This is a genomic window from Acaryochloris marina S15 (genome assembly GCF_018336915.1).
Taxonomy (GTDB): Bacteria; Cyanobacteriota; Cyanobacteriia; order Thermosynechococcales; family Thermosynechococcaceae; genus Acaryochloris; species Acaryochloris marina_A.
Window position 1 is genome coordinate 5652842 of record NZ_CP064923.1, and the last position, 17408, is coordinate 5670249.

A 17408-nucleotide genomic window follows, 5' to 3' on the forward strand; every position below is an offset into this window, starting at 1 on the left:
TAAGTTCCTCGGATGAACAGCTTCCCTCCGCCGGTGCTAGCCGGTCTCAGGTTCTAAGGGTTTGATCTCAGCCGTTATACAGCACCCCTAGCTGACACAGATCCTAGCATTGACGGGCAAGACCCATCTCTGCAATTTTGTTTAAGTTTTCCAAGAATTTGTGGAGTTTTGTCTGACTTTTAAAACGAGTCGGTTAGGGACATCAGAATTTTCTTGTCTTTGGTAGAAATATGAGAATAGTCGATGTATATCATGGCTTAATCTCCAAAATCTTCTATTAAACTTACCAGAAGCTCTTTTTTGAGAAAAAAGACTCAATTCTAAAAAAAGAGTGGCAACTCCCCAGAGAAACACAGTAGGCTGGCAAACGTAGGGCTATGCTGCCATTGCAGCGATTCCCTACCGATGGGTGACCGTTGCCCGTCAATCGGGTTGAGCCAATATTCAAAACGTTCGGAAAACAGTGATGAGACGACCGTACTTCAATTTCCGTCGATATAGCCGCTTGCTGAGTGTGGTGTTGTCCGTGGCTTTGCTGCAAGCTGGGCCAATGCTAGCGGCTGAGCGTATCTTTTTATCCTTTCTATTCTTAGAGCGTTCTATTCCCATTCGTGATTTGGAACTCTATGCCAAGGAAGGTCGCAAGAGCAAAGCGTTGGCCCCTTATTTGGGCTACTTTAAACCAGAGCAACAAACTCAACTGCGAGCCAGCTTACAAGAGCGCCTCCCCCTCAACGCAGTAGCCGTTGCCCAGTTTCTATACACCCCCGTCGGTGAAGCCTTACTCAAACGCATCCAACAGGTAGTGCGGACCAAGTCTGGACAAGGCAGTTTTTTTGCCCTCCGCTCTGCTTTAATTTTGGCCGCTAAAGATCCTGAAGGATTAACGGCCCTGAGCGTTTTGCGCCATTTCCCCAATGCTGGCGTCCAAGTAGATGTCAATACGGCCCTTGAACTACTCAATCAAGTGCAAACGGCAGTCAAAACTACTAATGCCACCGTTAACGCAGTGATTCAGCAATCTAAAGCGGATCCTCAAGCCGATAGCCTAGCAGGCTGGTCTTTATCTCAGTCGGGTCTTTACGATTGGGAGCGCATCACCTTAGAGAACTTAAAGGATGATAGTGAAAAGCGCTTGAAGTACACTGGCACGGCCCGTGACTTTGCTGCTGATCTGTATTTTCCAACCACAGCTTCAGACACCCCCTATCCGGTGCTGGTGATTTCTCATGGATTTAACTCCGACCGCACCACCTATGCTTACCTAGCACAGCATTTAGCCTCCCATGGGTATGTCATCGTCATGCCGGAACATTCTGGCAGTAACGGTCAGCAAATCGTTGACCTCCTGCAAGGGCGAGCGCAAGACGTCACCGATCCCACTGAATTCATTGATCGCCCTTTAGATGTCAGCTATCTCCTCGATCAACTGGCCCAGACATCCATTCCAGATCCACGATTCAAAGGCAGCCTCAATTTAGAGCAGGTTGGCATTCTAGGTCATTCCTATGGGGGATATACGGGTTTCGCCCTAGCGGGAGCTACGCCTAATTACAAACAATTACAGCAGGCTTGCCAAACCGGCTTAGAATCATCCCTCAACATTTCCCTCGCCTTGCAGTGTCAAGCCCTGCAAACAGCAGATAAAACCGTGGATTTGAAGGATTCGAGAATTCAATCCGTAGTGGCCATTAGCCCCATTGGCAGCAGTTTATTTGGAAAATCCGGCTATCAAACGATCCAGGTTCCTGTGATGATAGTGGCCGGAAGTGCAGATACAATCGCACCGGTACTACCGGAACAAATCCAACCCTTTCAGTGGTTAACGACCCCTGAAAAACAGTTGGTCTTGATTAATAATGGCTCCCATTACTCTACGGGTAATACATCTGCCAGTTCCCCTGATGTTTTGTCTGCCTTAGGGACGGGAGATGGTCCGAGTCCATTAGGCCGCTACTATACCAAAGCTCTGAGTACGGCGTTCTTTGGCCGCTATGTTCAGGGTCAGGAACAGTTCGCCCCGTTTCTAACTTCCAGCTATGCTGCCAATCTCAGTCGTGAACCTTTAACCTTGCATCTGACGCCCACCCTGACTTTCCCCGCAGCCCCAGCCAAGCAGGACTCTTGATGCTCGGTTTTTTGAATTTGCATAAGCCCACCGGCATGACCTCTCATGACTGTGTGGGGAAAGTTCGGCGGATCTGTGGCCTTAAGCGAGTGGGTCATGGCGGCACCCTTGATCCATTAGCAACAGGGGTTTTACCGATTGCTCTTGGCCCCGTAACCCGTCTTCTGCCCTATCTGCCAGAACAGAAAGCCTATCAAGCAACGATTCGCTTTGGTATCACCACCACAACCGATGACTTAGCAGGAGATATTCTGTCCCAACAGGCTGCTGAACATCTCACAACAGAAGCAATTGAGGCAGCATTACCGAAGTTTCTAGGCTCCATTGAACAACGGCCACCGGCCTACAGTGCCATTCAAGTGCAGGGTCAGCGTTTATATGATTTGGCTCGCCAAGGGAAAGATGTGACGGCTCCGCTGCGCACGGTGGAGGTGTTCGACATTCAGGTACTGGATTGGCAGGTGGGTGAACATGCGGAATTGGAGGTTGCGATCGCATGTGGTCCCGGCACCTATATTCGCTCTATTGCCAGGGATTTAGGTGAAGTTCTGGGAACCGGAGCAACCTTGTCCCAACTGACGCGAACCCTCAGTTGTGGCTTCGCCCTCCCGGACAGTTTGACCTTCGAGACGTTAGAAGATCAGGTCCAGGCAGGAACATTTACTCCCCTTGAGCCATCTTTTTCCCTACAACAACCGATTCTTCATTTGCCTCCAGCAGAGGCTCAGCGTTTTTGCTGGGGGCAAAAACTTCCTCAAGATCGGGGCAATGGCATGATGCAGGTGCATGATACTTGCGATCATTTTTTAGGGATGGGTGAAATCATCGACGGGCTGCTCAAGCCCAAGGTCGTTTTACCCCCAGCATCATAAAAAAATATGCTGATGGAATCACTCTAAAAAGCAGCAATGCTATACTCTGGCCAAAATTATCGTTTCCTCCTCTCCCACCCCCACTATGCGTAGGTTCACGTCGAAATCCTCTCTCCTTAAAGGTCTAGTCTTATTTATTGGCGCCTTTTTCTGCATTCTTGCCCTTCATGTCAATGCCGTTAATAGTCAAACCGTTCACTCGGAGTTAGCCAACTTCCGACCCGTAACGGTCTGGCGGCCCGCCCATAAGACCAATTTTGGCAAACGGTACCCCAAGGATATTTATGGGCGGCCCGTGAATAATCAGCCTATTGTGGTCCTCCACGAAACGGTCAGTTCAGGAGCCTCTACCATCCGCTTCTTTCAGACGCCCCATTACAATGAATCCGAGCAAGCGAGCTACCATGACTTAGTCATTCGCAATGGCACGATTGTGCATCTCGTTTCTAGGGAGAATCGAGCATTTGGTGCAGGAAATTCTACATTTAGAGGCCCCAACGGCCCCGAAAGCGTCAAAACCCATAAGATCTATTCCGCGTCGGTCAATAATTTTGCCTATCACATTTCCCTAGAATCCCCGCCCGATGGCCGACATAATGGCAACCGTCATAGCGGCTATACCCAAGCCCAATACAAATCCCTGGCCTATCTGGTGGCGAATAGTCAGATTCCTACATCTCGGGTTACCACTCACAAAGGGGTCGATCGCTCCGGCAGTCGTCGAGATCCTCGAAGTTTTAATAATCGCTACTTTACAAGCCTGGTCCAACGGTTTAGCCAAATCAATCAGGCAAAATCAGTCAGTCCAAATGCTCCGGCTTTTGTGGAAGCAGAGCCACCCATACCGGGTCTAGAAGATCGCTAGAGCATGATTAAAAAACTAGAAACGCCTCTACCAGGACCATACAGAGGCTTTCTATTGTTTAGCTGACATCAGTGTCAGCTGAGGATTCTGTTGTCCTCTCAGAATTCTCATTGTTCCTTTATCCACCATTCAGCAAATTACAGGGACTCACCCAGATCGCCATCATTCCAGCTTCAGGTACTCCTCGTACATTGAAGACATTGAAGTTGGAGAACAAACATGACACGCATTCATCAAGTCGCTTTTTCAGTCGTCACAAGCTTTACCGTTCTCAGTGTTGGTGTAGCTTCCTCAGCTCTAGCTGAAACCATTACCGTCACTCGCGGTCCCAATGGCGCTTCCCACCCAGTCAAAGTAGACCGCATTCCTCAAGATGCTCAGGTCCAGCCCAACACCCCCGCGACTTCCGTGCCAGAGGTGAGTAAGAAAGGGCCTAATGGTGCTCCTCAGATTTCTAAAATCGAGACCAGCCCAGTCGCTGCTCAATCTTCTGGCAACCTGCAAGTAGTTCAGCGCGGACCGAATGGTGCAGCCCATATTGCGAATTAGGCCAATTGATCCAAGCTGATACGGAAGTATTCACCACATACTGGAGCTGATTTTACCCCCCTATCATCAGCTCTTTTCTCCGTATCAGCCTTTCGTTTTTCTCCAACAGATCCCTTACGGCTAAGGGGAATACTCCTTAGTCGTAGGCTTTTATTCTGATGGAAATGACACAGGTTTATTTTTGGAAACTTTGTAGCCATCTATGAAAGGGCAGCAGCAAGTACATTCTGTAGAACGCCCACCGCAACTCAGGGGGCTAAGAGATGGGGTTAGAGGTTGCTCAAGATAAGTTGCTCTACTTACGGTAACCAGAGGGGGTGAATACCTGAGAGTAGTTTCTGCGGTTTGCCATCCCTTGAGGACACCGTGTTCTCTAGCGGCAAGGGATATAACCATACAGAACTATCGCTGACCGTTTGGCCCACAGTATCTCGAACAACACTCTGACTGGGTTTATCTGTAACCGTCACTTCTTCATAAAGCAATGCCGAACCATCCGGGGCCAGGCTAAGGCTACCGCTCGACTGTTTGGGGATAGTGATCAAGCGCTGTTTTTTGCCCGTGTCTAAATCAATAGCGGTGATGTGTAGATCAAAGCTGGCCGTTTGGCTCTGATTGAAGGTCGTGTATAGACAATAGACGGTTTGCGTACTGGGATTAATCTCTGCATCCAAGAGATACCCTCCTACCGTGAGTAATTTTTGTTCTTGGCCCTGATTGGATAATAGATAAAGCGAACGAGTGGAGTCGGGATTGTTTTGGGCCATGAGGGCTGCAGAACCATCTCTGGCAAAACTTAAAATTTGGTCAAACTTGGGCCAAAAATCAACGGGTTTGCTGTTGGCATCCCCATAGAGTGGCACCATCGCAACGCCTTGATTCTGAGAAATAACCAAGGTTTGGCCATCTGGCGTAATTAAAAATTGACCATCTGCATTATGTTGAAGCTGACGAGGGGGGGCTGAGTCGGTTAATTCCCAAAGGCTAACGGGTTCATTTTCTTGGCGGCTAAACTGCTGAACGATGAGCACTTCTCCATTGGGAGTGATCTCAAAATCTAGGAGTTGATAGTCTTGATTTTCCAATAGGAGTTGATAGCTCGGTTGAGCTGCCGGGGATGATAAAGGGACGGTATATAGCTTTTGCTCAAATAAATCTTGGTTCGATTCATCGCGCTCGACAGCGGTAAACAAAATGCGATCGCGTTTAAGATCCGCCTTAAAATCCTGCACGGTCAAAGTCGCTGGCGTTAGGATCTGATGGGTATTTTGGGTGAGATTATGCAGCACCAGTCGACCATTTTCTTCGCCATCAATCCCGAGATACATCAAGGCGCGATCTCGGCTCCGAAACTGCCCCGTAAAGGGCTGCATTTTTACCGACTCCTCTGCAGAGCCGGGAGTCGCATCTGTCGCTTGGTCGAGGGTCACTTGAAACGATTGACCGTAAGGAGCAGGCTGGTTGAGAGTATAGGCTAATCGACGGCCAGACCAGCTGAGTTTGCCAGGAATGGAGGGCTGAATCTTCAGATTATCAGTGACCGATTGCCAATCCATCGCTCGATTAAAGGAGAGAATAAAAGCCGTATCTTCTACCCCAATCTGCTGATCTTGCCAGCTAAACCCTCGGACCTTGGGAAAAGTATGGTCTCCGCTCCAGATAATTCCTCCAATCAACAGGCTCAACAACAGGATAGCTACAATCGCCACTCGATCTAAGGGATGCGATTTGGACCAAACGGCTAACCCCATCAACGGCTGTTTCAAATTATCCTCACCTGCCATAGGTTTCTCCATCCCTATCTCTACGGACTGGTTTTGGCCAGAAGGCTTTGCCAGACTAGGGTATGTCATAACATTGACATCTACGCTTCTGCAAGGGAGGCAACAGCAATGACCTGATGTTTCTGATAAGCTAGGGGCAACTTTTGGGATATATCTGCCGTCTGTAGTGAAGACCCATGAGTACACTTATTATCACTGGATTAAGGGGATAGATTATGTGTGTTGGATGCTATGCCATGCCAATTATGACGTTGATATCGCCGGGGCCTGAAGCGCCACCTGCTACAGCGGTTCCCTTAATTGATTCCCCAGAAGCCAAAGTCATGCAGGTTCAACCTCAAGTCAGTGCCACTCAGGTGCGAGCTGACCTTGCAGCCATGATTGAGCGGTTGCCCGATTCTGCGGATGCAGCCATTCTGCGAGAAGAATTTACGGCTGTTTATCAACGGTTAGAAGGCATCACCAATGTGGATGAAGCCAATACGATTGTGGGCGAGGGAATGCTGAATATTGCCGATCGCTTAGGAACGAATCCCAATGCTGATCGGGTGATCAAGATTTTGTATGAGATCCAAGAACCTGAAGCTCAAAAGCAAGCAACCCATCCTTTGCTCAAACAGTCCGCTTGGGGCTGGATCTCCTAAACCACTCGCTAGTTTGGATATCCAAGGCTGAAAAGCCATGCCATCCCTGGGGCATACTGATTAAAACCTGAGCGGATGCCTGCCAACTCTCTTTGGAATAGCAAGCGCACCAGGGTTATGCCGTTTACATACTGGCTATACTGGATTAAACCTCCATCACAAGGCTTCAGGAATGATCGATCAAAAAAACATTCTGACTACATTAGGGTGCTCAGGCTCTCTGTTGCTGGCTTTAGCGCTGCCCCAGCCTGCCTCGGCAACTACCAATCTCCAAGATCAGATCGAGGCTGAGCAGAGTTTTCCCACTGCAGCAATCTCCCAAAGCGATTCCATAGAGGATGCCACGGGTTGTGGTTGTGCCATCTGCCAAAGAGCGCCTATCGAAACAGGGCTGTAAATCCAGCTATATTAGACTTTAGTTTTCCTAGAGTCACCCATTAGATTGGTGCAGTGTTTCCCTGTAAAAAGGGGAGGATCGCTGGTGCAATTGCATCGCCAAACTCTTCTGCCATGCCTAAGCTTCCGGGTAAGTAAGCAGCCTGGACATTCGGTAATTCGGTCATCGCTTTCATTTCAGCTTTAGAGCCAGGTGGGGCTTGTTCCGCCACGATCACCATCACTGGCTCAGCTTGTCGAGACAAGCCAGCCAAGAATTCTTCTCGCTCATCCACTGGATCTAAGCCACCTGTAACAAAGGCTACCGGTGCATACCGAGCACCCGGTTTCTGAGCATTTTGATAACGTTGGGAAATATATTCATCCGTCAACTGGGTTTCATCGACAAAGACATGGCGACGATACATCCATTTCAAAAACCCAGGACGAGTATTCAGCCCATATAGTGCTGGGCCGATCACAGGTGAGCGCACGAGCTGGCGAATCCCCCGACGCAGTGCCACTGGCGCACCCATCACCGCCAGTGGACCGCGCCAGGTAGGTGCAATTAATACCATGCGCGACCAAGATTGGAGGTCAAGCGCATACCCAGCAGCATGGCCTGCCGCCACAACAGCCACCTCTTGCGGCAAGGTGTCCCGAACAAATGCCCGCAGAAATTGACGATAGACATCTGGCTGGTACGGGAGTGAAGGACGGTCGGAATCGCCGAACCCCGGCCAGTCTAGAAGCGTAACTTGAAAGTAAGGCGCTAAAGCCTGAGCCAAGGTTGACAGTTCTGCTCGAGTGGAAACCGTACTCAAGGCTGGCAATAGTAATACAGAGGGACCGGAGCCGAAGGTTTCAGTGGCAACCTTTAGGGTGTAATTCTGCCATTGCCAGGTGTAGGTGTGCTGTTGAAGATGTGCTGATGACATCCAATCCTCCATCGCCGATCAAGATTTTATGGGCTGGTCAGTCTTGGAACGCATATTATAAAATGATAATCATTATCACAATACCAAACCTCATCCTTCTCATTATTTGTGAACCATCAGATTGATATTGCCATTATTGGGGCAGGTCCCCAGGCGCTGACGCTAGTCACCCACTTACTGCAGAAAAAGCCTGCTCTCAGGAATCGCCTCCAGATCTTTGACCCCAGCGGCACCTGGATGGTCCAGTGGCGGCAACAATTTGCAGCTCAGGAAATTCCTTATTTGCGATCGCCTGGTGTCCATCACCCCGATACAAAGGAAACCCTTTTCAACTTTGCGGACCATCGCCAGGAGGAGTTGTATTACCCTTACAATCGCCCTGGGACAAAACTGTTTCAGGATTTCTGTGAAACCGTCATTGATCGATGGCAGTTGCGCAAGCAGGTGACCGCCGCCCAGGTGGTTCAGCTGGCGCCATTGACTAGTGGCTTTCAACTTCAGCTCGATACGGGGGAGCAGGTTGTAGCGCGGCGAGTGGTGTTGGCAACGGGTGGGGGAGCTGCCCAGATACCTGACTGGACTGCCGAGGTGAATCCACATCCACCCGGACGGTTGTGCCATAGCCAGGACATTAATCTGCCCGATTTGCCGGATCTGAGCGGTGAGACAGTTCTGATTATTGGCAGTGGTCAGACCAGCGCCCATTTGGCCTTGGGGGCAATTAAGCGCGGAGCCAAAGTCTTGATGATGGCCCGACGGAACCTCAATGAAAAAATATTTGATGCAGAACCAGGATGGTTGGGGCCCAAGTATCTGAAGGGGTTTCAGGTCGAACCCGATTGGCAGGTGCGGTGGCAAATGATTCAAGCAGCCCGCAATGGTGGATCCATCGCCCCCGAATTGCTGACCCAGTTACGGCGGCTGTCCCAGTCAGACCAAGTCAGCTTGTATGAACAGTGCCAGGTGTCTCGTGCCCTTTGGCAACATGAAACCTGGCAGGTGCAGTGTAATGTGGCTAGCACTCATGATTGTCTGGCCCATCAGCGGATTAATCGAATCTGGTTAGCCACGGGCACCGCCACGGATATCACGACTCATCCCCTAATGGGAGAAGTATTGGCACGCTATCCCAATCAGATTGTTAACGGCTTGCCGGTGCTAGATGAGCATTTGCGCTGGCCAGGATGTGACCTGTTTTTGATGGGGCCATGGGCTGCATTACAAGTGGGTCCCGTCGCCCGGAATTTGCACGGCGGCAGAATGGCCTGCGATCGCATTGTCCCAGCATTAACCAAAGCCAGTCTGGCCCGGACTGTGATTCATTCCCCCAGATAATCATCTCCGCTTATTCTTATGGTTGATGTCGCCTTTTCACAGTCCTCCATTATGTCTACTGATCTATCCCTACCTCCTGCCCTTGCCAAAATTGTCCAGCGCTTCCAGAGCATTACGGATACCAAGCGTCGGTATGAGTATTTACTATGGTTTGCCAAACAACTCCCTCCCTTTCCAGAGGCGGATAAGCAGCCTGCCAATAAAGTGGTGGGCTGTGTGTCCCAGGTCTATGTCACAGCAACTTTGGAGGATGGCATCGTTCATTTCCAGGGTGACTCTGATGCCCAAATGACTAAAGGGTTAGTGGGATTGTTAATTAAAGGGTTGGATGGGCTCTCCCCAGAACAAATCGCTCGGGTCACGCCTGATTTTATCCAACAAACAGGACTCAATGTGAGCTTGACGCCGTCTCGAGCCAATGGGTTTTATAACATCTTCACCACCTTGCAGCGACTGGCTCTCACCCTCTCATCTGCATCGTCATCATCTTCAGACCCTTTCCACACACAGTAATTGGAGGATACCGTTGACTAATTTATCTGCAAGCGTTCAAACATCCCAATCCCTCGATATAACACTGCCTAAAAAAGGCATGCCGGTTACGATTATCACGGGGTTTCTGGGAAGTGGTAAAACCACACTTCTCAACCATATTCTCAATACCTGCCAAGATCTGAAGGTCGCTGTACTGGTCAATGAATTTGGAGATATCGATATTGACAGTCAGTTGTTGACTACCATTGATGAAAATATGGTTCAGCTGACCAATGGCTGCATCTGCTGCACCATCAATGACGACTTGGTAGAGGCGGTCTATTCCGTCCTCGAACAAGAAGAAAAAATTGATCATGTCGTCATCGAAACTACGGGCGTAGCTGATCCGCTGCCGATTATTCTCACCTTCGTTGGCTCCCAACTGCGGGACGTCACCCAGCTAGATTCGATCATCACTTTGGTGGATTCAGAAACCTTTACCCCGGAATGTTTTCAGAGTGAGGCAGCCCTGAATCAAATCACCTTTGGCGATATTGTCGTTCTCAACAAAACCGATCTGGCAACCGATCAAAAGGTTGAGGAACTAGAGCATTGGATTCGCGATCACAAATGGGGGGCACGGTTATTGCGATCGCAACAGGGCCAAGTCCCCCTCCCGTTGATTCTATAGATCTTCAGAAAAGCATCCGTGGTTTTAGCGACACTACATCTTCATTAAATATAGTAACTAGCTCCTGATACTCTTAGCTCTGGCAAGGATTTCAAGATTATCAGAGGTCATCCAGTATGCTCGCACAATTCAAACTGCGCTTTACCCAATCAACACGCAAAAAGATTGAAGCTAAACTGCGCCAGGCATACGGGAGTCAGAATTTACGTCTGGTCAAACGTATTAGTGCTTTATTGCAGCTTGGTCAAGGTGGTTCAGTGGCACAGGTAGCTGAAACATTGGCACTAGGCGAACAAACGATCAGGGATTATCTGCATGCATTTCTAAAACGAGGTATCGCTAGCTTTAGATACAAAGCGTCTCAAGGACGTCGCAGCAAACTCACTCCACGGCAACGACAACAGCTCAAGTCATGGATTAAAGCAGGTCCGCTCAAAGCTGGATACGAGTGTGGTTGTTGGAGTGCATTAATGGTTCAAGACCTGATTGCGAAACGCTTCAATGTTTCCTATCATCCCCATTATGTGAGTACTCTACTGAGGAACTTAGGCTTTTCATTTCAAAGAGCACGGTTTGTTGCAGCTCATCTCAATGAAGCCAAGCGACAAGAATGGATGACACACAAATGGCCTGAGATTTTGCGTTTATCAGCAGCCAAAGATGCCCTAATTTTATTTGGGGATGAGGCCAGTTTTGCGCAGTGGGGGTCGTTAAGCTACACCTGGAGTCTTCGTGGAGACCAGCCAACATTGCCCACCAGTGGTAAACGGAAGGCTTACAAGGTGTTTGGATTAATTGATTATCATTCTGGTCAGTTCTTCTATCAAGGTCAGACGGGACGCTTCAATTCTGAAGGGTATACTGCTTTTCTAACTCAAGTACTCCAGCAGACTCACAAGCATATTATTCTCATTCAGGACGGGGCTAGATATCACACCAGTAAAGCAACTAAGCAGTTCTTTGACCAGCAATCCGCTCGCCTTACTCCTTTCCAATTACCCACATATTCTCCTGACTTCAACCCAATTGAATTCTTGTGGAAGAAACTCAAAAAACGCAGCACACACCTACGGTTCTTCAAGCAATTTGATGACTTAGTTCAGCAGGTCGATGAGGGGCTACTGTACTTTAGTCAGACTCCCAATGAAATTACTGTCTTAATGGGCAAATATTGCAAAACCTTGGGTACACAAGCTGCCTAGCTAATCACGGATCTTTATCTGTAGATCTATAGATACAGCCCTCTTTGATCCAAAGGCTTATGAAGCGGAAGCCAAAGCCTTTGCAGAGCAGGAGGCGCATCATCACCATGACGATCATGATCATCACCACCACCATCATGGCGATCACGATCATGACCACCACCATTCAGATCACCTCACCGTAGATGGCTTCTCATCGATGGTCTTTGAAAGCGATCGGCCCTTTATCTTAGAAAAAATGCAGGATTTCGTCACCGATCAGCTACCGGAAGAAGTTTTCAGAGCAAAAGGCTTCATGTGGTTTGAAAAAAATACATCCCGCTATATTTTTCAGCTCAGTGGCAAGCGATATACGATGGATACCGATCAGTGGCCTGATGCCCCGAAAAATCAGTTGGTCTTTATTGGCCGCAATATTGACACAGCACAGCTACAGCAACTGCTAAAAAATTGTTTGGCCCCCTAGGCCCTGACTTCGCCCAAACTTGCCCGGATTCTATGACGCAGTGAATACGGCGATTAGGCTTGTTGCATCTGTCGCCAAGCTTGCGACAAGACTTTTGCAGCTGACTGGGTAAAAACGACCGTTAGCAGCAAACCCACCGCTAAATCCGGCAGGATAGAACGGGTCAGCGAGACTAATCCGGCGGCGGCTAAGACGGAGGTATTGGCGATAATGTCGTTGCGAGAGCATAACCACACGGAAGACATATTCAGGTTATCTTGCCGATGCCGGGTCAGGAGTAAGAGACAGAGCAAATTGGCTAACAAGGCCACCATACCCACGATGCCCATCGTTGAAGCTGCTGGACTCGCGCCGTTAAACAGTTGATAGCTTGCCCTGGCAAAGACACCAATCGCCAACAGGAACATAATTAGACCCTTGAAAAAAGCGGCTCCGGCCTGGGCTTTAATACTTTTGTTAAGGACATACAGACTGCTGGCATAGACCAATGCATCCCCGAGCATATCCAAGGAATCTCCTGTGAGGGAGAGGGACTCTGCCCGAATCCCCGCTCCAAATTCAACGAAAAACATCAATAGATTGATCAGCAGAACGATCCAAAGCACTTTTGCCTGCTGCTTTCTCAACTTTGACAATGCCTTGGCTTTGGCTTGGCAGCAATGATCGCTCATAGCAACTCTCCACGTTCTAACATTCAAAGCAGTATTAGAATGTTACTGCACCCAAATCAAACATTCAAGCCAACATTAGAATGACTTATTCAACCAGTTGATTCAGTGCATGATGAAGAATTTCGGCGACGCGCTGATCCTTGAGGGAGTAGTAAGCTAATTTGCCATCATTTCGATACTTAAGAATTTTAAGATCTCGTAGCTTTCGTAGATGATGGGACGCTGTTGCGATCTTCATTTCTAGCAAAGATGCCACATCACAAACACAGAGTTCTGTCCCCCTGCTCAGGGCACACAAAATCTTTAACCGGGACCGATCAGCTAAGGCACTGAACAACACTTGAGCCTCCACCAGTAGATCTTCTCCCGGTAGTGCTTCATTCGCTTGGGTAACCAAGTCCTCATTAAAACAACGGACTTGGCAAATATCCTTGGGCTTGGTCACAGCTCTGAGGGGGGCAAAACCTTACATACACCTTGATTCTAACGGTTCTTTGTGATGGAAGCTCACTCAATGTCTCAGCCTAGTGTCTTCTTAAGAGTTGAGATCGCAGATTGCAATCGCATTGTCCCTGCATTAACCAAGGCCAGCATTGTCCGAACCGTCGCCTAGAGCTTCAAAATTGGCACATCTAGTATCTGGTGCACGCCGTTTATAGCACAAGGCTTTGCAAGCTTAAGATTCCCAGATTGGGTCTTCTGAACACGGTGAACTACAGGAGAATAGCCGACTGCCATTAAAATCGTATTTACATCGTACATACGTTCTGCGTAATAATGAAGAATATGAACGTGTACTTTGTCCTGCATGGCATTACCTTTTCTTGGAATGATGAAAAAGCGCGAATCAATCCACTCAATCACGATGGCATTACCTTTCAATAAGCGGCTGAGGCTTTTTTTGACCCCTTCCTTGTGCTTGTTGATGCAAGTCGTAATGATGAAGCGCGAGATGCTGTAATTGGGCTAGATACTCGATGGAATCTGCTGTATGTCGTCCACATCGAGCAAGAAGCAAAAGGTATACGAATTATCTCAGCACGCAAAGCAACTCACCAGGAGAGAGCCGACTATGAAAATTGAAGCCCTAAAGAAGCGCCTCGATCGCAACCGTCCTATGACCAGTGTGACCATTCGGATGCCTGAAGATGTCATAGAAGACCTGAAGAGAGTTGCACCATTATTGGGATTTTCAGGCTATCAGCCTCTGATTCGCGCCTATGTTGGTCAAGGGTTGCGAGTTGATTTAGAGCGGCTTGAAAGTGAGACAGTGACCACATTGGTGAAAAGTTTGAAGCGTCGCGGTGTGAGCGATGCGGTAATTGAGGAAGCATTAGGTGAAGTCGCTCATGCTACATCTGATTGACGTTCTTGTGCCAACGGTAGAACAACTACGCTGCACCCGAAACTAGTCAGCGGCTAGTTGCAAAGGTTATCTGTGTCCGGTGAGTGCGAACGTTAACGCGATTCGTCCAAGCCGAGGGTAAATCCTGTAACCCATCCTCGCTGAACCCAGAGAGGGAGCAGAGCGGTGACGTCAATATCTGGGTTGTCCTCAAGCTGGACGCAAATCTCTCCAAATGGGTCACCGGAAGCAAAGGCTTGTAGGAGCTGCCACTCAGCAGCACTGGGTAAGTCAATCCGGGTTTCATACTGGTCTCGCCAGAGAAACAGATTCACATCGCCCTCGTTCAGATCGATGGTCTCGGTACTAGAGGCATCGGCCTGATTCACTTGCCAAATTCGGTGAACGGGATAGGGGGAGGTCATTAACACACTATTGTCGGGAAGCTGGAGCACCAGTTCAGGCCAACGGTCAGATGGCACTTGACCCAAGGCGGCCAAATCTAAACCCGGTTGGTCTGTACTGTTAAAGATGCAGTGCCAATGCCACTCTAAACGAGCCACATCAGATAGGTAGGGTAACGATGCTGCCGGTTCAAACTGGGCTATAAAGACAGGGAGCTGTTCCCCATAATCTCCGAGGTCAGGGGATTGGGAGGGATGTCGGCGGATATATTGCCGAGCCATGGCGGTGAAAAACTGGACACCCACCAATCGACAACAGACAGGATAAATCTCTTCTAGAGCCCGACTGAGTTTGCCAACTAAGCTTCCTTGATAGGCTGATAAACCCCGTTCAAAGGAGAGGTGTTCTGTGCTGCGCATCTGGGGTTGGAGCTGCTGGATGCTGTCGGCGTTTTGTGTTGCGATCGCATCGTAAAACAACTGCTGTAACTCCCTTAGTTCTGGGGGTGGTGTTGACATAGGTAGGTATCGGCTTGCTGGGCTTCGGCCATCAAAACATCAAAGCTAGGAATATCTGTATCCCACTCAATCAGCGTTGGCACAGGACCAAACCGCTGAAGGGCCTGCTGATAAAGCGTCCAAACCCCAGGCTGTACCGGGTAGCCGTGGGTATCGAATAAAAAGTGGTCCTGCTCTTCGTAACCCGCCAGATGGATCTCTTTGATGCGATCTACGGGAAGTGCATCCAGATAGTCCAAGGGGTCAAAGCCATGATTCGTGGCATTGACGTAGACATTGTTGATATCTAAGAGCAGATGACAATCGGCTTCGACTAAGAGGGCGGCCAGAAACTGCCATTCAGTCAAGCTATTGTGGCGAAACTGGAGATAGGGCGATAGATTTTCAATCAGAATCTGGCGACCGAGGAAGTCCTGCACCTGCGAAATCCGATCGGCAACGTAATGGAGAACCGATTCAGTGTAGGGTAACGGCGCTAAGTCATTGAAATAATGGCCGTTGACGGACACCCAGGCCAAATGATCAGAGACATGAACTGGCTCAATCCGATCCGCAAGCTGTTTGAGCTGGGTCAAATAGTCCATATTGAGGGGATCTGCTGACCCCAGGGACAGACTGACGCCATGGAGGGTGATCGGATACTGTGCTCGAATTTGTTCGAGGTGATACAAAGGCAAACCACCCCCCAAATAATTGTCGGAGAGGGCTTCTAGCCAGGGTATGGCGGGTTGATGAGTAAGGATGTGGTTGTAGTGTTGCGATCGCAACCCAATCCCAACTCCTTGAATCGTTGTCATAGCACCCATAAATACTCCAAAACGTAAGGGTGCCTGCCGATTCACAGCAGGCACTCAAACTTCGTTGGGTCAATTAACTTAACCCTTCTCCTTGCCTTCTTCAGCAGGAGGTGCAGCCTCTTTCAAGGTTGATCCAACAATCTTTTCACAGGTTCCAGCAGGCACATAAATCCACTCTTCTGGGTCATTATCGACTGTCGCTTTACCAGAGCAGTCATGCTTGCTCGTGCCACAGTCATTGAGGCCAGTCTTGACGATACCGGCACATTTTTCAAAACCGGGCTTACCGGCGACTGCATCATCCGATCGCGTTGCCACTAGGCCGAGGGCAAGCACACCTGATAAAGCGGTGGTAACAGCAATGGCTTTGGTCGTCGTTTTCATGATGGTGAATTTCCTTTAGCAGTTTGCATTCGTTGAGCAGAGTAGGCTGGCTGCTGCTCCCATTTAGAATACGAGCCAATCCTTCCTTTGGATGTAGAGTTTTCGATTTTGTCGTCGTTTGCACCTAAGTGCATTGCCTATGGAGAATTTGGAGAATTGCAATAGTCTCCGACCAGCCTATGTCCTGCGGACAGAAAGCAACGGCCATCGCAACCTTACCGTCAGCAGCTACGACAACGGGTTTAAGAATAAAAATCTGTTTTCCTGCCGATGACACCATAGGTTAAATATAAAATTTTCCTTAAATCTTATAAAATTGGTTACGTTCATATATTTAAAGTCTGTCTAAAAAAATCGGCACAGGCTTTGTTTTTTTATTTATTTGGAGATAAAAGTGAAGAAACAAGCATTAACTCTCGCATTAGCTAGTACCCTTCTTGCTACGAGCGCTTACGCTTCCGACATCACCACTGAAGAAGTTGAAGCAGCACAAGACGCATGGGGAAATGGCATTGTAGAAATAGGCAAAGCTGAAGATCCTAAACAAGCAGCCATCGCCCATATTGATAAGTTTTATGGGTTTGATATGGGTTCTGTTTTGTTCAAACCGACCTTAGCATCTGAGGATCAATTTCGAGGGACCAAACAAGAAGCCTTATCTTATTTCATTGGCCAAAATTTGAAAGAAGACAAGGGATTTGCCCTTGCACCCTACACTAAAGTTCGTTGGGAAAATGAAGGCATCATCGTTGACGATGACTCAGCCGTAGCAATGGGGAATTACTTCTTCACTAAAACAGATGGTGAAGAAATAAAAGTGGAGTTTACCCTTGGTTACGTTAAAGACGACAATGGCAACTTAAAGATTAATCTGCACCATTCATCACTACCCTTTAGTGCCAACTAATCTCAGTTCAGCCCCCTGACTTGAAGTCATTGAAGCCATAAATACTCCAAAACGCAAA

General features: G+C 48.6%; 21 protein-coding genes, 2 pseudogenes and 1 riboswitch. Of the genes and pseudogenes, 14 read left to right on the forward strand and 9 right to left on the reverse strand.

Going from position 1 to position 17408, the window contains the following annotated elements; all coding sequences use genetic code 11:
• Positions 1-5: 5 nt before the first annotated feature.
• Positions 6-99, reverse strand: a riboswitch (TPP riboswitch).
• Between the two features lie 367 nt (positions 100-466).
• From I1H34_RS25795 to I1H34_RS25810, 4 genes are all read left to right on the forward strand, one after another.
• Complete coding sequence (locus I1H34_RS25795) at positions 467-2128, forward strand: alpha/beta hydrolase (RefSeq protein ID WP_249369638.1); 1662 nt, start codon at positions 467-469, stop codon at positions 2126-2128.
• The gene (gene truB / locus I1H34_RS25800; protein ID WP_212663699.1) at positions 2128-3000 is read left to right on the forward strand and encodes a tRNA pseudouridine(55) synthase TruB; all 873 of its coding nucleotides are present in this window, start codon (positions 2128-2130) and stop codon (positions 2998-3000) included. Before I1H34_RS25795 ends, truB begins: the two co-directional genes overlap by 1 nt.
• An 85-nt stretch (positions 3001-3085) precedes the next feature.
• Positions 3086-3865, forward strand: a complete 780-nt coding sequence (locus I1H34_RS25805) for a peptidoglycan recognition protein family protein (protein WP_249369640.1) — start codon at positions 3086-3088, stop codon at positions 3863-3865.
• 219 nt (positions 3866-4084) lie between these two features.
• Positions 4085-4414: a hypothetical protein gene (locus I1H34_RS25810; RefSeq protein ID WP_212663700.1), complete on the forward strand. Its 330-nt coding sequence runs from the start codon at positions 4085-4087 to the stop codon at positions 4412-4414.
• A 299-nt stretch (positions 4415-4713) separates the two neighbouring features.
• Here I1H34_RS25810 and I1H34_RS25815 read toward each other — a convergent pair whose 3' ends face one another.
• Entirely contained in the window at positions 4714-6267 is a 1554-nt protein-coding gene (locus I1H34_RS25815; protein WP_249369642.1) for an Ig-like domain-containing domain, read from the reverse strand.
• A 167-nt stretch (positions 6268-6434) separates the two neighbouring features.
• On the opposite strand from I1H34_RS25815, the gene I1H34_RS25820 reads away from it, so the two are divergent.
• Together I1H34_RS25820 and I1H34_RS25825 are read left to right on the forward strand one after the other, a co-directional pair.
• Entirely contained in the window at positions 6435-6842 is a 408-nt protein-coding gene (locus I1H34_RS25820; RefSeq protein WP_249369644.1) for a hypothetical protein, read from the forward strand.
• A 172-nt stretch (positions 6843-7014) separates the two neighbouring features.
• Complete coding sequence (locus I1H34_RS25825) at positions 7015-7239, forward strand: hypothetical protein (RefSeq protein ID WP_212663702.1); 225 nt, start codon at positions 7015-7017, stop codon at positions 7237-7239.
• 40 nt (positions 7240-7279) lie between these two features.
• Here I1H34_RS25825 and I1H34_RS25830 read toward each other — a convergent pair whose 3' ends face one another.
• Positions 7280-8155 carry an alpha/beta fold hydrolase gene (locus I1H34_RS25830; protein ID WP_212663703.1) on the reverse strand — a complete coding sequence of 292 codons (876 nt, stop codon included), beginning with the start codon at positions 8153-8155 and terminating at the stop codon, positions 7280-7282.
• 108 nt (positions 8156-8263) lie between these two features.
• On the opposite strand from I1H34_RS25830, the gene I1H34_RS25835 reads away from it, so the two are divergent.
• From I1H34_RS25835 to I1H34_RS25850, 4 genes and pseudogenes are all read left to right on the forward strand, one after another.
• A complete protein-coding gene (locus I1H34_RS25835) occupies positions 8264-9490 on the forward strand; it encodes an FAD/NAD(P)-binding protein (protein ID WP_212663704.1) in 1227 nt (408 codons plus the stop codon).
• A gap of 51 nt (positions 9491-9541) precedes the next feature.
• Positions 9542-10003 (forward strand): SufE family protein, encoded by a 462-nt coding sequence (locus I1H34_RS25840; protein WP_249369646.1) that lies wholly within the window; start codon positions 9542-9544, stop codon positions 10001-10003.
• Between the two features lie 13 nt (positions 10004-10016).
• Positions 10017-10652, forward strand: a pseudogene (locus I1H34_RS25845) (CobW family GTP-binding protein); the annotation flags it as partial.
• A gap of 119 nt (positions 10653-10771) precedes the next feature.
• Positions 10772-11857, forward strand: coding sequence for an IS630 family transposase (locus I1H34_RS25850; protein ID WP_212662243.1), 1086 nt, complete (start codon positions 10772-10774; stop codon positions 11855-11857).
• A 4-nt stretch (positions 11858-11861) separates the two neighbouring features.
• On the opposite strand, the gene I1H34_RS32345 is transcribed toward I1H34_RS25850, so the two are convergent.
• The gene (locus I1H34_RS32345) at positions 11862-12023 is read right to left on the reverse strand and encodes a hypothetical protein (RefSeq protein WP_249369648.1); all 162 of its coding nucleotides are present in this window, start codon (positions 12021-12023) and stop codon (positions 11862-11864) included.
• A 33-nt stretch (positions 12024-12056) separates the two neighbouring features.
• Here I1H34_RS32345 and I1H34_RS32350 point away from each other — a divergent pair, with 33 nt between their 5' ends.
• Positions 12057-12323 (forward strand): GTP-binding protein, encoded by a 267-nt coding sequence (locus tag I1H34_RS32350; RefSeq protein WP_249369650.1) that lies wholly within the window; start codon positions 12057-12059, stop codon positions 12321-12323.
• Between the two features lie 53 nt (positions 12324-12376).
• Here the strand turns inward: I1H34_RS32350 and I1H34_RS25860 are convergent, their stop codons facing one another.
• The 3 genes from I1H34_RS25860 to I1H34_RS25870 all read right to left on the reverse strand — a co-directional run bounded on the left by I1H34_RS25860 (position 12377) and on the right by I1H34_RS25870 (position 13858).
• Complete coding sequence (locus tag I1H34_RS25860; protein ID WP_212663706.1) at positions 12377-12994, reverse strand: cation efflux transmembrane domain-containing protein; 618 nt, start codon at positions 12992-12994, stop codon at positions 12377-12379.
• 85 nt (positions 12995-13079) lie between these two features.
• Complete coding sequence (locus tag I1H34_RS25865) at positions 13080-13439, reverse strand: ArsR/SmtB family transcription factor (RefSeq protein ID WP_212663707.1); 360 nt, start codon at positions 13437-13439, stop codon at positions 13080-13082.
• Positions 13440-13603: 164 nt separating this feature from the next.
• Complete coding sequence (locus I1H34_RS25870) at positions 13604-13858, reverse strand: hypothetical protein (protein ID WP_212666464.1); 255 nt, start codon at positions 13856-13858, stop codon at positions 13604-13606.
• On the opposite strand from I1H34_RS25870, the pseudogene I1H34_RS32985 reads away from it, so the two are divergent.
• Positions 13781-14077, forward strand: a pseudogene (locus I1H34_RS32985) (BrnT family toxin). The gene I1H34_RS25870 and the pseudogene I1H34_RS32985 sit on opposite strands and share 78 nt — an antisense overlap.
• Positions 14067-14360, forward strand: coding sequence for a hypothetical protein (locus tag I1H34_RS25880; protein ID WP_212663708.1), 294 nt, complete (start codon positions 14067-14069; stop codon positions 14358-14360). The pseudogene I1H34_RS32985 and the gene I1H34_RS25880 overlap by 11 nt, the downstream one beginning before the upstream one ends.
• A 92-nt stretch (positions 14361-14452) precedes the next feature.
• On the opposite strand, the gene I1H34_RS25885 is transcribed toward I1H34_RS25880, so the two are convergent.
• From I1H34_RS25885 to I1H34_RS25895, 3 genes are all read right to left on the reverse strand, one after another.
• Complete coding sequence (locus I1H34_RS25885; protein ID WP_212663709.1) at positions 14453-15262, reverse strand: HvfC/BufC N-terminal domain-containing protein; 810 nt, start codon at positions 15260-15262, stop codon at positions 14453-14455.
• On the reverse strand, positions 15238-16068 hold the full coding sequence (gene bufB, locus I1H34_RS25890) for an MNIO family bufferin maturase (protein ID WP_212663710.1): 831 nt from the start codon (positions 16066-16068) through the stop codon (positions 15238-15240). The genes I1H34_RS25885 and bufB overlap by 25 nt, the downstream gene beginning before the upstream one ends.
• 69 nt (positions 16069-16137) lie before the next feature.
• On the reverse strand, positions 16138-16443 hold the full coding sequence (locus I1H34_RS25895) for a BufA1 family periplasmic bufferin-type metallophore (protein WP_212663711.1): 306 nt from the start codon (positions 16441-16443) through the stop codon (positions 16138-16140).
• A gap of 394 nt (positions 16444-16837) precedes the next feature.
• Between I1H34_RS25895 and I1H34_RS25900 the strand changes: the two genes are divergently transcribed.
• A complete protein-coding gene (locus tag I1H34_RS25900) occupies positions 16838-17350 on the forward strand; it encodes a hypothetical protein (RefSeq protein WP_212663712.1) in 513 nt (170 codons plus the stop codon).
• Positions 17351-17408 lie beyond the last annotated feature (58 nt).

Bases quoted from the DNA above. Each gene is read 5' to 3' on its own strand.
- I1H34_RS25795 (WP_249369638.1), top strand. From the start codon at position 467: ATGAGACGACCGTACTTCAATTTCCGTCGATATAGCCGCTTGCTGAGT.
- truB (WP_212663699.1), top strand. From the start codon at position 2,128: ATGCTCGGTTTTTTGAATTTGCATAAGCCCACCGGCATGACCTCTCAT.
- I1H34_RS25805 (WP_249369640.1), top strand. From the start codon at position 3,086: ATGCGTAGGTTCACGTCGAAATCCTCTCTCCTTAAAGGTCTAGTCTTA.
- I1H34_RS25810 (WP_212663700.1), top strand. From the start codon at position 4,085: ATGACACGCATTCATCAAGTCGCTTTTTCAGTCGTCACAAGCTTTACC.
- I1H34_RS25815 (WP_249369642.1), bottom strand. From the start codon at position 6,267: ATGACATACCCTAGTCTGGCAAAGCCTTCTGGCCAAAACCAGTCCGTA.
- I1H34_RS25820 (WP_249369644.1), top strand. From the start codon at position 6,435: ATGCCAATTATGACGTTGATATCGCCGGGGCCTGAAGCGCCACCTGCT.
- I1H34_RS25825 (WP_212663702.1), top strand. From the start codon at position 7,015: ATGATCGATCAAAAAAACATTCTGACTACATTAGGGTGCTCAGGCTCT.
- I1H34_RS25830 (WP_212663703.1), bottom strand. From the start codon at position 8,155: ATGTCATCAGCACATCTTCAACAGCACACCTACACCTGGCAATGGCAG.
- I1H34_RS25840 (WP_249369646.1), top strand. From the start codon at position 9,542: ATGTCTACTGATCTATCCCTACCTCCTGCCCTTGCCAAAATTGTCCAG.
- I1H34_RS25850 (WP_212662243.1), top strand. From the start codon at position 10,772: ATGCTCGCACAATTCAAACTGCGCTTTACCCAATCAACACGCAAAAAG.
- I1H34_RS32345 (WP_249369648.1), bottom strand. From the start codon at position 12,023: ATGGTGGTGGTCATGATCGTGATCGCCATGATGGTGGTGGTGATGATC.
- I1H34_RS32350 (WP_249369650.1), top strand. From the start codon at position 12,057: ATGGTCTTTGAAAGCGATCGGCCCTTTATCTTAGAAAAAATGCAGGAT.
- I1H34_RS25860 (WP_212663706.1), bottom strand. From the start codon at position 12,994: ATGAGCGATCATTGCTGCCAAGCCAAAGCCAAGGCATTGTCAAAGTTG.
- I1H34_RS25880 (WP_212663708.1), top strand. From the start codon at position 14,067: ATGAAAATTGAAGCCCTAAAGAAGCGCCTCGATCGCAACCGTCCTATG.
- I1H34_RS25885 (WP_212663709.1), bottom strand. From the start codon at position 15,262: ATGTCAACACCACCCCCAGAACTAAGGGAGTTACAGCAGTTGTTTTAC.
- bufB (WP_212663710.1), bottom strand. From the start codon at position 16,068: ATGGGTGCTATGACAACGATTCAAGGAGTTGGGATTGGGTTGCGATCG.
- I1H34_RS25895 (WP_212663711.1), bottom strand. From the start codon at position 16,443: ATGAAAACGACGACCAAAGCCATTGCTGTTACCACCGCTTTATCAGGT.